We start from the raw sequence: 11,892 nt of genomic DNA on the forward strand, positions 1-11,892 counted from the left end.
GGAGTTTTATAACTCCGACGGCAGCTATGCCGCAATGTGCGGCAACGGCTCGCGCTAGCTCGCTTCTGTCTTTACCGATAAATGCGTGAAATACGGCAAAATCGTTACCGCTGGCATTATATTTTGATATTTTCATATTTTTCCTTTTTGCGTAGCGCCGCGAAATTCGGGTTTGATTTTACTAAATTTCGGCTAAATTCCCGCTCTTTGCCTTCATTTTTTTGATAAAATGCCGCCCTAATTTTAAGGAGCAAAAATGGATATGCAAAAACTAAACCGAAATTTAAACAAATTAAACAAAATTTTGTTTATCGTCCTTGGTATTTCGATCGCTATCTGGGTCGGCGTAGAGGTATTCGTCGGCGAAAAAATAGAGCGCGTAAAAGAGCAAATGAAAGAAAATCTATGCGAAGCGCCGAACGTAAAAGAGATGCTGACGCGCCTAAATTCGGGACTACCGAGCAAGCTTGACGAGATTAATACGCTAGAAAAAATCGTATGCGAAAACCGCCGTTTCGTTTATCATTATACGCTCGGCAAAGGGATGGAGGCGGACGAAAGCGCGGTAACGCCGCAAGATATAGCCGAGCTAAAAGAGGAGCAAACAAGAGAGCTTAAAAAAGAATTTTGCGGCGACGCGCGCTTAAAAGCGGTGCGCGAGATTGCCGAGGGCGTGGATTTCGTCTATTTTATAAAAGATAAAGAACTAATTCGAGTAGGATTTGAAAGTAAGGACTGCAAGTAGTTCGGCCGCTCGCGCCTAACTAAGAGGCGAAGCGGGCGCTAATAGACGGCGAAGTTCGCGCCTTAGGGGGATCGGAATTAAAAAATGGCTAAAATTTTAGCGGGAATTTCGGTAATCGTCTTCAATATTTTGCTTTTTATCGGGATAATTTGGATGCTATTTTGGCGCAATCCGCACAAACTAAACGCGCGCAAACTGGCTGAGATAGAGCGGATAAACTCGCGCAAAACATCGGCGCAAGACCAATCCCGCGCGATAAAAAGACTCTCTATAAAGCCGTTTTTATTTTGGGCGGAAGGATTTTTTATTTCGCGCGAGGAGCTTTGGTTTGACGAAAATTTTATCTACGTTTTTAGAGGCGACAAGCTCGTAAAAAGGCGCAAATTCGAGGAAATTTACGAACTTGTCGTCACCAAAACGCGTGTAAATAATATTAGGATTTGGCGGATAGTTTTTGCGGACGGAGCGAGCGAGCCCAAAAAATGCGAGGCCAGCGAGTATAGATTCGCGCCCGCAGCCTCGATCTTTACGCCCAACTTTAAGGAATTTTTACGAATTTTATGCGAGAAAAATCCGCCGGCCGTTAAGACGAAGGCGGGATTTTGGGACGGCGTTTAGCTTGATTGCCGCCGTTTTTAAAGCGTCCGCACGAAATTAATTTACTTTACCGCGCGATTTTAATCGGTTTAACAAACTCGCTACTTCCGTGCGAATTTAGACTTTTCGCAGACGACTTACGCTCGGACAAGACAAATTTTAGCTAAATTTACAGGGCAAAAACGGCTTTTTCGGATAAAATTTGCGGCGACAATAGTTTATCGCAAAGCCCGCATGAATTTAGCTCAAAATTTACGTCCGCCGCTTTAAATTTCTCCTCAAAAACCGCCAGAAATTTCGCTTAAAAACTTTAACGTCTCGCTTTTTAAATTTTCAAAATCTTTGGTATTTTCTATCGTAAAATTTGCCGCAGCGCGCTTTTGCTCTATGTCTATTTGTAGCTCTACGCGGTGTTTTGCAGCGTTGTAGCTTAGCCCGTTTCGCTTCATCACGCGCGAGATCAGCGTGTCTTTTGGCGCATAAACGACCGCTATGCGCGAAAACTCTTTGTAAGCGTCCCTCCTTTCAAAAAATAGCGGAATATCCACAAAATACGTCCTACCCGCGCTTTCTAGCTTTGCGGCGCGAGATAAAATTTCAAGCCTAATCTTTGGATGCAAAATTCGCTCTAAAATTTTTAGCTTTTCTGTGTCCTTAAACGCTAGCGCGCCGAGCTTTTTTCTATCTATTTTGCCGCCTACTAAAACCTCGTCTCCAAACTCCGCCGCAACCTCGCTCACGCACAAATTTAGCTGTTCGTGGGCGATAGAGTCCGCGTCGATAATCTCAAATCCGCGATCACGAAGCAGCTCGCAAACCGCGCTCTTGCCGCTGCCGATGCTGCCCGTGATGACGACGGCGTGTTTAAATTGCGGCATTTTGCCTCCGATTTTTTACTCCGATTTTAGCAATTTTTGGCTAAAATTAACCAAATTTCAACAAAGGGCAAAAATGATAAGCTACAAAGACGCTGGCGTCGATATAGACGCGGGAAATGACTTCGTAAATGCGATAAAACCGTTCGTCAAAGCGACGCAAACTCCGCACGTTTTAGGCGGTATCGGCTCGTTTAGCGGCGCGGTTTGCGAGCTGCTTCGTGATCGCGGATTTGAGATTATCGACGCAAACTCCGCACGTTTTAGGCGGTATCGGCTCGTTTAGCGGCGCGGTGAGGCTGCCCGCAGGCTACAAAAAACCTGCGATCCTAGGCGCCACCGACGGCGTGGGCACAAAGCTGCGACTCGCGATAGACGCGCGCAAATTTGACGGCGTGGGGCAGGATCTCGTCGCAATGTGCGTAAACGATCTCATCTGCAACTTCGCCGAGCCGCTATTTTTCCTCGACTATTACGCAACGGCGAAGCTCGAGATCAGCGATGCCAAAGAGGTCGTAAAAAGCATCGCCGAGGGCTGCAAACTCGCCCGCTGCGCGCTGATCGGCGGCGAAACGGCGGAGATGCCCTCGATGTATGAGAAAGGCGACTTCGACCTTGCGGGCTTTGCCGTGGGTATCGCCGAGGAAGATGAAATCGACCGCAGTAAGTTCGTCCGCGAAGGCGACGTGCTCATCGCGCTTCCTAGCAGCGGCCTGCACTCAAACGGCTTTTCGCTCGCGCGAAAAGTGATTGCTGAGCTAGGGCTAAAATTTGACGACAAAGTGGGCGGTCGCGCGCTCATCGACGTGCTTTTGGAGCCGACCAGGATTTACGTCGGCGACTTTTTAAATTTAAAAGACAAGATCCACGCGCTCGCGCACATCACGGGCGGCGGCATCGTGGAAAATCTGCCGCGCGTCTTCCCTGATGGGCTGGGTGCGAAGATCGAACATGCCGCGATCCGCACGCCTGAGATCTTTAAAATCATCGCGCAAAAAGTGGAGCCGGCCGAGATGATGAGGACGTTTAACATGGGTGTAGGCATGATCGTCGTAGCGCCGAAGCAAAATGCGGACTTCGTACTATCAAATACCGATGGCTACGTTATCGGCGAGGTCGTAAAAGGCGGGGGCGTGCAGCTCGTATAAGCGGCAAGACCAGCTCGCCGCAATAAGCGCTCGGATTTAGCCGATTGTTTTACGCTTGCGGTTACGCGGCGGGTCAAAATTTACGGTCGTAAGCGGTATTTTTGCGATTACCTTGACGGCGCGATGGTTTGCGCCTAGTAAATTACGCGCCGCTTGATTTAAATCGCCGAAATTTTAGGCGCGAGGGACGGGTTATGCTCGCCTATTTATAGAAATTTAATATTTTTTAAAATATACTCGCTAATTTCTAACTTTCAAAAACGGAACGTAAAATGGAATTTTTAACAGACGTTATCAAAAATATTAATTCGTTCGTGTGGGGCCCTTACTTTCTCATTGCTCTACTTTGCGGCACCGGACTATATTTTACGTTACGGCTAAAATTCGTACAAATTTTCAAATTTAAAGACGCCTGCGGGCGATTGTTCGGTAACTTTTCGCTGCACGGACACGCCGCGGGTAAAGAAGGCATGAGCTCGTTTCAAGCAGTAGCTACCGCAGTCGCGGCGCAAGTAGGCACGGGAAATTTAGTAGGCGCCAGTACCGCGCTTATCTTAGGCGGCCCGGGAGCTATATTTTGGATGTGGTGCGCTGCGTTTTTAGGGATGGCGACGAATTTCGCGGAAATTTGCTTAGCGCAAATTTATAGAGGCAAGGACGACAGCGGACACGTCGTGGGCGGGCCCGCGTTTTACATCTCAAAAGGGCTCGGCGGGCGCACGGGCAAGGCGCTCGCGGCGTTTTTCGCGGTCGCGATCATCTTTGCGCTCGGCTTTATGGGCAATATGGTGCAGGCAAACTCCATTTCGGACGGCTTTAACAGCGCGTTTGGTATCCCTAACTGGATGAGCGGCGCGGCGCTTGCGGTTATCTGCGCGGTCGTTTTCATCGGCGGTATAAAAAGCGTAGCGCGCGTAGCCGAAAAGGTCGTGCCTACGATGGCGATACTTTACGTTTTAGTGGGCCTAGTCATAATAATCGCGAATTTTAAAGAGGTCCCCGGCGTCGTCGCGCTTATTTTCGAAGCGGCGTTTAACCCGTCGGCGGCTTGGGGCGGGGCTACGGGGGCTACGATCGCCGCGGCCATGAGATACGGTATCGCTCGCGGACTGTTTTCAAACGAAGCTGGCATGGGCTCGACGCCTCACGCGCACGCCGCCGCCAAGGTCGCGCACCCGGTAGAACAAGGAGTGCTCGGCATAGTTAGCGTATTCGTAGACACGTTCGTGGTGTTAAATATCACGGTTTTTGTAGTATTAAGCTCTGGCGTAGTGGCGTTTAAAGAGGTTGCCGCGGGCAAATTCGAGCCTATTTTCAAGGGGATTACGCTCGTGCAAGAGGCGTTTTCGGCGCACCTTTTAGGAGGCCTGATAGGATATAGCTTCGTAGCCGTTTGCCTATTTTTCTTTGCGTTTACTACGATCATAGGCTGGTATTATTTTGCCGAGACGAACGTAAGATACCTGTTAGGAAGCCGCTTCGTGCGCTTATTTCAGGTGTTAGTCGTGGCATTCGTATTCGTCGGCAGCCTGCTTAAAATCAACCTAGTTTGGGAGTTATCCGATCTTTTCAACGGGCTTATGGTCGTGCCTAACCTCATCGCCCTGCTCGCGCTTAGTCCCGTCGTAATCAAGCTTTTAAACGACTACGACGCCAAAAAGCCTTACAAAAGGGACGATTATTTAAATAACCGGTCGTAGGCGGCCTAGAATTTAAGGCGCGCGTTAAACGCTAGCGTTTTGGCTTAAACCTCGCAAAATCTATGCCCATAGACTTTAAAACCGCCCGCGAATAGTAGTAAAAACTATAAAATATCTCGTCGTCGTAAAAGCCATCGTCCCAAAGCTCCTCGTCGTCTTCGTCGCTTTGGGGCCACAGGTATTTTTCCGCAAGCATATCCGAAAAATTCGCTAGCGGCGCGGCATGCTCCATCTTGTCCGCGTCGTCGCAAATTTTTAGTATAAACGCAAAAAATTCGCCCAAACTTGCCGCAATAAACTCTGCCGCGTCGTTTCGCTCTTTGTTCGCTAATTTATCCGCCTCCGCGCGCGCTTGCATAAAAATTCGCGCCAAAAACAGGAGCGCGAAAGGCGTAGCGTGCCAAAGAGTACCTTGATGCTCGATCTCGTTAAATATCACCGTAAGCGCGTCGTCGACGTCTTTCGCGTCAAATTTCGCCTAGTCAGAGGCGACCGCCGCGCATAACAGTTCGAAAATTTCAGGAAATCTGCTAGCCCTACCGTAAGCCGTAGTAATCCTACTCCACGGCACGTCTTGCGCCTTTAAATTTAAAATATACTCTAAATTAAGCTCGTTCATTTATATTCTCCCGTAAATTTTGCTAGCCGCGATTAACCGCACGGGATTTAGCCCTTAAATTTTAAGCTTGCAAGCCACTCGTCCAGCGTCTTTTCAAAGCCGATTTTTTTACTTTCGTAAAATTTTAGCGGTTTTGAGAGATATTTTTGTTCGACCCAGCCGCCGAAATCGTGCGGATAAAGGTAGTCTTTTTTCTCGGGTGCGGAGTTTATTAGATAAGGAGGCACGGGCAACGGCGGCTCGTTTTGCACGTAGCGCAGGGCGGCGTTTATCGCTTCGTAGCTGGAATTTGACTTAGGCGAGCAGGCTAGATACACGGCGCACTGAGCTAGGATAATCCTAGCCTCCGGAAAGCCGATCTTTTGCACGGCGTTTAGCGTATTTACGGCTAAATTTAGCGCGTTAGGGTTGGCATTGCCGACGTCCTCGCTCGCAAATATCGCCATCCTGCGCGCTATAAAATCAGCGCTCTCGCCCGCGTCTATCAGCCTTGCTAGATAGTAAATCGCCGCATTTTCGTCGCTGCCGCGCAGGCTTTTTATAAACGCGCTTGCTAACCCGTAATGGACATCGTCCTCGCTAACCCCCTCGCTAACGGCGTTCGCGCGTAAAATTTTGAGATTTTCAAGCGTGATTTTAGAGTCTAGCTGCACGGCGAATTCGAGCAAATTTAACAAGCTTCTAGCGTCTCCGCCGCTACTTTTTATCAAATACTCCCTAGCGCGGGGCTCTATTTCAAAGTTTATTTTCAGCGATACTCTATCTATCAGCGCGTCCAGATCGCCGTTATTTAGCGGCTTAAACTCAAAAAGCATACAGCGGCTTCGGATACCGGAGCTTAACGTAAAAAACGGATTTTCCGTGCTCGCGCCTATTACGGTCGCGGCGTAGTTTTCCATAGGCACGAGCAGCGCTTCTTGCTGCGTTTTGCTTAGGCGGTGGATCTCGTCGATAAAAAATAGCGGCTTATTTAGGGCGTTTTCGTGCGATTTTAAAATTTTGCGGAAATCTTCGATCTTGATATTTCCGCCGTCGAATTCGTAAAAATCGTACTCCATCGCCTTTGCTACGACGTGCGCGAAACTCGTTTTACCACAACCCGCAATCCCGTAAAATACGCTATGCGGGATCTTTCTAGCGGCGATAAATTTTCTAAAAACGCCGACTATCTCGGTTTGACCGCAAATTTCGTCCAAACTTTGCGGACGGAAATCTAACGCAAACATAAGCTTTCCTTTTTTGCTTGCGATTTTAGCAAAATTCGGCTTTACCTCTAAATTTTAGCGATCTTTTTAATCTCGTCCGCCGTCATCCTAAATTTTAACCAGCCGCTCTGACGCTTCGCGCCCAAACTCTCGTAAAATTTGATGCTAGGCTCGTTCCAGTCAAGACACTCCCATTCCAGCCTACCGTAGCCCTCGCGCTCGCAAATTTGAGCCAAATGCCTCACCATCGCTAGTCCCGCGCCCCGCCCGCGAAACTCCGGACGCACGTAAAGATCTTCTAAATATACGCCCGCTCGCCCCAAAAAAGTGGAAAACGAGTAAAAATATATCGCGTAACCGGCGGCCGCGTCGCCCTCATGCGCCACTAGCGCCCCTGCTAAGCTTCGCTCGAACAAATGCTCGCAAAACGTCCGCTCGTCTATCTTAACGCGCTCGCTCATTTTTTCGTATGCGGCGAGCTCGCGTATCATCGCGATTATCTCGCGCGCGTCGTCTTTCGTAGCTTCTCTGATCTGCATTTTTTATCCTTTATAAAATTTAGCCTCGCGCCCGAACGCCCGCCGTTAGCGCGCCTTACCCTCTTTAATAACCTTAGCTTTCGCGCTTACGCTTTTTATTTTTAGCTCGTAAACGTTCGTGATTTTTAGCGACTGCTCTATCGCCGCGTCGAAGTGGCGCATGATTTGGGGCGTATATTTTTCGCTTAAAATTTTAAGCGCGCGAATTTTATCGGCGGGTTCGGCGACTAAATAAGCGGCGGTTTTTGCTACCGCGCTTTTAAATTCCGTCGTAAAAAGGCTCGCCGCCTTACCTTGCGCCATCATAACGTCCGCGTAATCCGCATCCCAATTAGGCACGCGGTTACTGCTTACGCAGACTAGCTCTACCGCGCGTCCGTCTTTTAAAAGCCGCGCCTTACTACCCGCGACCGCGCCGTGGATAAAAATACTCTCGCCCTCTCGCACGGGCGAAATAGGCACGCTAAAAATCTCGCCGCCTTCGTCCATACACGAGATTACGGCGTATTCGCAATTATCTAAAATTTCCAGCGCCTCTTCGTAGCTTAGCTCTCTATCTTTTCGTCTCAATTTTTATCCTTCATAATTATTTAAATCCCAATCTATCGGCGCTGCGCCGCGGCTTGCGAGATATTCGTTCGCGCGGGAGAAATGCTTGCAGCCGAAAAACGCCCCTCGCGCCAGCGGGCTTGGGTGCGCGGCGGTTAGTACGAGATGGCGCGACTCGTCTATTAGCGGCACTTTTGCTTTCGCGGGGTTGCCCCAAAGCATAAAAACTAAGCCGTCCCTACGCTGCGACAGCGTCCTAATCGCGGCGTCCGTGAAAATTTGCCAACCGAATCCCGCGTGCGAATTGGCTTGCGCCGCGCTCACGCTTAGCGTCGCGTTTAATAGCAGCGCGCCTTGCTTCGCCCAGTACGTAAGATCGCCGCAGTTCGGCTCTTTTATGCCCAAATCGTCGAAAATTTCCTTGTAAATATTAGCAAGGCTGGGCGGAACGCGCACCCCGCGCGGTACGGAAAAGCTAAGCCCCATCGCCTGCCCCGCGCCGTGATACGGATCTTGCCCTAAGATCACGACTTTTACGGCGTTAAAGGGCGTGAGGTTAAAGGCGTTAAAAATAAGCTCGTTTGGCGGATAAACCGCGCCCGCGCGCTTGGCGGCTAGGAAATTTTCTTTAATCTTTGCGAAATACGGGCTTAAAAACTCCTCTTTTAGCGCCTCTTTCCAGCTCGGCTCGATTTTTACGTCCTCTAAATTTATCCGCATTTTTATCCTTTAAATTTTAGAAAGCTTACTAAAAACAGGCTTTAAATTTCGTTATAATTTCGCAAAAAGGACTGATATGTCGGAAAAAATTTTTAAAAATTTAAACGCGCTTTTAACGGAGCAAAACGCTAAATTTCGCGTATTAGAGCACGAGGCGGCGGGCACTAGCCAAAGCGTCGCAAAAGCAAGAGGCACGCATCTAGGACAGGGAGCAAAGGCTCTGGTATGCCTAGTAAAAGGCGTAACGCCAGCGCAAGACGGCGGCGAGAGCTTTTTAAAAATCGGCGAAGAGAGCGTAAAACTCGCCTCGAACGCGCCAGAAATTTTAAAGCTTCCCGCGGACAGACCCGCTCCCCGCAACGGACGAATTTACGTTTTAGCCGTATTTCCCGCCGATCATAAGGCGAGTCTGGCAAACCTAGCCGCGGCGCTTGGCGGCACGAAAGCGTCGCTAACTAGCGAAGAGGAATGCTCGGCGCTAACGGACTGCGTCGTGGGCTCCATCCCGCCGTTTAGTTTCCACGACAGGCTCTTGCTCGTTTGCGACGAGAAGCTGTTCGGGCGTTTTAGCGAGATAGCTTTTAATGCGGGGCTGCTCGACCGCTCGATCGTTTTAGACGTAAGCGATTATAGGCGCGTCGCAAATCCGCTCGTGATTAACTTCGCCGAGCAAGCGGCAGATCCGGCTTGAAGCCGTAAAATTTCGCAAAATTTCTGGCGGGAATTTTCGGCGCGAACGCTACAAAAACAGTGCAAGAGCGGATAAAGATACGTAAATTTTAGCGATAAAAGCAGAAATTAATGCGGTAAAATCCCCCGAAGCGGGGGAAGGAATTATTTTTGAGGGATCGTAGCGATGACTTGCTTAATCTGCTCTAACGCAGGCTTGCAAGCTCCGTCCTGAGCGTCTTTCGGAAGTTTTTTAAACTCCGCTTTTTGCATTTCGTAAGTGCTTTTCATAGAAGCCATTTGAGGGTTGTCCTTAGTAAGCTCTACGAATTTATCTACCTCTTTGAAGTACTCTTCGCAGCTAGCGGTTAGATCGCCCGCAAATGAAAAGCTAGCAACCGCGGCTAGCGCTAATAACGTCTTTTTCACGTTTTCTCCTTGTGTTAAGATGAACCGCGATTATAGCGTGTTTTTTTTTTTGCAAAATTCGGGTTTAGGCGCTTTTAAATTTACGCTCGCGCCCAACCCGCGGTAAGCACGTCCCCCTCGATCGCGCCCGCGCCTCTTAATTTCACTCTCGCGCCCTCTTTCCACGTAAGCTTGGCTAAATTTTCGCCCGTCTCTTCGATGATTAGCAGGTAATTTTCGCGCTCGCCGTTAGCATCTAAAAATCTAGCCACCTCGTATTCGCCGCTAAATTTACCCGCTTCGCCAGAAATTTTCCTAGCCAGACCGCCGCCGCTTTGCACGCTATCTCCTTTTAGCGCGACGTAGCGCAGCCTAAGCCCCGCCGCGTTTAGCTCGTATCTAACGAGTCCCGCGCTTTGTCCGTCCTCGTCGCTTATGCTGCTGACGTTTCGGCCGAGTAAAAATTTTAGCTCGTTTAGCGCGCGGCCGCCGAGCCCATGCTCGTCTATCACGATGTTTACCTTCGTTTTGTTAGTATCGACGCCGCCTAAAAAATCTTCTAGCGCGTAAACGCTTGAAATATCCATAAACGTAACCTTCGTGCAGTCGATAGTTACGTTTTTAGGTAGATTTTTATCGCCTAAATTTCGCATGATTTTAGAGCTCGTGCCGAAATACATCGGTCCGCTGATTTTAATTAGCTTGGCGTCTTGCCCGTCAAGCACGTTTAGGTCGAATTTTTTATTTCGCTTAGATACGCCCGTAGCGTAAAGCGCCCACGCAAGCACGACGCCTACGCCCACGGCAAATATTAGATCCACCAGCACGGTTAGCAAAAATACCGCGGCCGTTACGGCTAGATCTTTTACGGGGATGTGCGTTAGACGCTTTAAAAGGCGGTAGTCTAAAATATCCACGCCTACTTTAATTAAAATTCCGGCAAGCACCGCAAGCGGTACGTAAGCTACCGCGGGCGCGAAAACTAGCGCGGCTAGCAGCAAAAATACCGAGTGCGTCATCCCGGAAAGCCTTCCCTCGCCGCCCGCTTTTATATTGGCCACCGTCCTCATCGTAGCGCCCGCGCCCGGTATCCCGCCTAAAAATCCCGCTACGGCGTTTCCTATGCCTTGACCGATTAGTTCTTGATTGGAGCTATGCTTGGTTTTGGTTATCGAGTCGGCTACCAGCGAGGTTAGAAGCGAATCTATCGAGCCCAGCACCGCTAGCATCAGAGCGTAAGCTACTATGGTAGCGACGTGCGAGAGATCTGGCGTCGGCAGGGCGAATTTTGCGAATCCGGTAGGAATTTGCCCGATGGTAGCGACGTTAAAATTTAGCGCGGCGCTAAGAGGCGTTAAAACCAAGATCGCAAGTAGCGGCGTAGGCACGATGCGAGCGAGCTTTTTGGGCGTGATGTATAAAATCAGCATCGTAGCTACGCCAAGCGCCAGCGCGATAAAATTTACGCCCGCGATAGCCTGCGGCAGCGACTTTATCGCGGCGACCGTGCCGCCCACGCCGTTTGCGCCCAAAATCGGGTTGATTTGCAATAAAATAATGATAAACCCGACGCCGCTCATAAAGCCCGACACCACCGAATACGGGATAAATTTTACGAATTTTCCGAGCCGAAAAACGCCGAATAGTATTTGAAAAATGCCCGCTAGCACGAACATACTCGTAACCGAGCCCAAATCGCCGCCGAAACTCGCTACCGCAGCCGCCGTAACCACCGTCATAGGCCCGGTGGGTCCCGAAATTTGCATCTTAGTGCCGCCCAAAGCCGCCGCGAAAAAGCCTAACGCTATCGCGCCCCAAAGTCCGGCGCTAGCTCCTAACCCGCTTGCGATGCCGAATGCCAGCGCCAAAGGAAGCGCGATGATGCCAGCGGTTATGCCGCCCGTTATGTCCGCTTTAACGTTCATTAATTTCTCCGATTAATTTTTAAAGCTAAAATTATAGCAGTAAATTCGGGCTCGGACGGTAAAATTTTGAAATTTCGGATACGAATTTTAAGCCGCGTCCGTAAGCGAAATTTAGCGGTTTTTTTAAGTTTGAGCTACGAAAACGGGCGGCGCGCGAAACGCTCTCTTGCGGGCCTGGTATAAAATTCGGCGC

At 49.6% G+C, this 11,892-nt stretch carries 13 protein-coding genes and 1 pseudogene; 5 read left to right on the plus strand and 9 right to left on the minus strand.

The features are described from left to right. Window positions 1-256: 256 nt before the first annotated feature. A complete protein-coding gene (locus tag QZ147_RS05815; RefSeq protein WP_295148071.1) occupies window positions 257-745 on the plus strand; it encodes a hypothetical protein in 489 nt (162 codons plus the stop codon). Between the two features lie 84 nt (window positions 746-829). Then, window positions 830-1,363: a hypothetical protein gene (locus QZ147_RS05820; protein ID WP_295148074.1), complete on the plus strand. Its 534-nt coding sequence runs from the start codon at window positions 830-832 to the stop codon at window positions 1,361-1,363. Between the two features lie 257 nt (window positions 1,364-1,620). On the opposite strand, the gene coaE is transcribed toward QZ147_RS05820, so the two are convergent. Beyond that, window positions 1,621-2,220, minus strand: a complete 600-nt coding sequence (gene coaE, locus QZ147_RS05825; RefSeq protein WP_295148077.1) for a dephospho-CoA kinase — start codon at window positions 2,218-2,220, stop codon at window positions 1,621-1,623. A 73-nt stretch (window positions 2,221-2,293) separates the two neighbouring features. Here coaE and purM point away from each other — a divergent pair. Continuing rightward, window positions 2,294-3,365 (plus strand): annotated as a pseudogene (purM, locus tag QZ147_RS05830) (phosphoribosylformylglycinamidine cyclo-ligase). Between the two features lie 272 nt (window positions 3,366-3,637). Further along, the gene (locus QZ147_RS05835) at window positions 3,638-5,065 is read left to right on the plus strand and encodes a sodium:alanine symporter family protein (RefSeq protein ID WP_295148080.1); all 1,428 of its coding nucleotides are present in this window, start codon (window positions 3,638-3,640) and stop codon (window positions 5,063-5,065) included. A gap of 31 nt (window positions 5,066-5,096) precedes the next feature. Here the strand turns inward: QZ147_RS05835 and QZ147_RS05840 are convergent, their stop codons facing one another. The 6 genes from QZ147_RS05840 to ung are packed head-to-tail and all read right to left on the minus strand — an operon-like array spanning window position 5,097 to window position 8,697. Further along, entirely contained in the window at window positions 5,097-5,504 is a 408-nt protein-coding gene (locus QZ147_RS05840; protein WP_295148083.1) for a hypothetical protein, read from the minus strand. Window positions 5,505-5,543: 39 nt separating this feature from the next. After that, complete coding sequence (locus QZ147_RS05845) at window positions 5,544-5,684, minus strand: hypothetical protein (protein WP_295148085.1); 141 nt, start codon at window positions 5,682-5,684, stop codon at window positions 5,544-5,546. A gap of 47 nt (window positions 5,685-5,731) precedes the next feature. After that, complete coding sequence (locus QZ147_RS05850) at window positions 5,732-6,910, minus strand: replication-associated recombination protein A (RefSeq protein WP_295148090.1); 1,179 nt, start codon at window positions 6,908-6,910, stop codon at window positions 5,732-5,734. Between the two features lie 47 nt (window positions 6,911-6,957). Next, on the minus strand, window positions 6,958-7,428 hold the full coding sequence (locus QZ147_RS05855) for a GNAT family N-acetyltransferase (RefSeq protein WP_295148092.1): 471 nt from the start codon (window positions 7,426-7,428) through the stop codon (window positions 6,958-6,960). A gap of 45 nt (window positions 7,429-7,473) precedes the next feature. Further along, window positions 7,474-7,998 carry a pyridoxamine 5'-phosphate oxidase family protein gene (locus QZ147_RS05860; RefSeq protein WP_295148095.1) on the minus strand — a complete coding sequence of 175 codons (525 nt, stop codon included), beginning with the start codon at window positions 7,996-7,998 and terminating at the stop codon, window positions 7,474-7,476. 3 nt (window positions 7,999-8,001) lie between these two features. Next, on the minus strand, window positions 8,002-8,697 hold the full coding sequence (gene ung / locus QZ147_RS05865; RefSeq protein WP_295148098.1) for a uracil-DNA glycosylase: 696 nt from the start codon (window positions 8,695-8,697) through the stop codon (window positions 8,002-8,004). 76 nt (window positions 8,698-8,773) lie between these two features. Between ung and QZ147_RS05870 the strand changes: the two genes are divergently transcribed. Then, window positions 8,774-9,388, plus strand: coding sequence for a YbaK/EbsC family protein (locus tag QZ147_RS05870; RefSeq protein WP_295148101.1), 615 nt, complete (start codon window positions 8,774-8,776; stop codon window positions 9,386-9,388). A gap of 143 nt (window positions 9,389-9,531) precedes the next feature. Here the strand turns inward: QZ147_RS05870 and QZ147_RS05875 are convergent, their stop codons facing one another. Then, on the minus strand, window positions 9,532-9,795 hold the full coding sequence (locus tag QZ147_RS05875) for a DUF5339 family protein (RefSeq protein ID WP_295148104.1): 264 nt from the start codon (window positions 9,793-9,795) through the stop codon (window positions 9,532-9,534). Window positions 9,796-9,875: 80 nt separating this feature from the next. Beyond that, a complete protein-coding gene (locus tag QZ147_RS05880) occupies window positions 9,876-11,699 on the minus strand; it encodes a SulP family inorganic anion transporter (protein ID WP_295148106.1) in 1,824 nt (607 codons plus the stop codon). Window positions 11,700-11,892: the final 193 nt, after the last annotated feature.

The sequence above is a fragment of the uncultured Campylobacter sp. genome (assembly GCF_905371695.1).
Classification (GTDB): domain Bacteria; phylum Campylobacterota; class Campylobacteria; order Campylobacterales; family Campylobacteraceae; genus Campylobacter_A.

Excerpts from the sequence above, each read along its gene's own strand:
- QZ147_RS05815 (WP_295148071.1), top strand. The coding sequence starts at position 257 with ATGGATATGCAAAAACTAAACCGAAATTTAAACAAATTAAACAAAATT.
- QZ147_RS05820 (WP_295148074.1), top strand. The coding sequence starts at position 830 with ATGGCTAAAATTTTAGCGGGAATTTCGGTAATCGTCTTCAATATTTTG.
- coaE (WP_295148077.1), bottom strand. The coding sequence starts at position 2,220 with ATGCCGCAATTTAAACACGCCGTCGTCATCACGGGCAGCATCGGCAGC.
- QZ147_RS05835 (WP_295148080.1), top strand. The coding sequence starts at position 3,638 with ATGGAATTTTTAACAGACGTTATCAAAAATATTAATTCGTTCGTGTGG.
- QZ147_RS05845 (WP_295148085.1), bottom strand. The coding sequence starts at position 5,684 with ATGAACGAGCTTAATTTAGAGTATATTTTAAATTTAAAGGCGCAAGAC.
- QZ147_RS05850 (WP_295148090.1), bottom strand. The coding sequence starts at position 6,910 with ATGTTTGCGTTAGATTTCCGTCCGCAAAGTTTGGACGAAATTTGCGGT.
- QZ147_RS05855 (WP_295148092.1), bottom strand. The coding sequence starts at position 7,428 with ATGCAGATCAGAGAAGCTACGAAAGACGACGCGCGCGAGATAATCGCG.
- ung (WP_295148098.1), bottom strand. The coding sequence starts at position 8,697 with ATGCGGATAAATTTAGAGGACGTAAAAATCGAGCCGAGCTGGAAAGAG.
- QZ147_RS05870 (WP_295148101.1), top strand. The coding sequence starts at position 8,774 with ATGTCGGAAAAAATTTTTAAAAATTTAAACGCGCTTTTAACGGAGCAA.
- QZ147_RS05880 (WP_295148106.1), bottom strand. The coding sequence starts at position 11,699 with ATGAACGTTAAAGCGGACATAACGGGCGGCATAACCGCTGGCATCATC.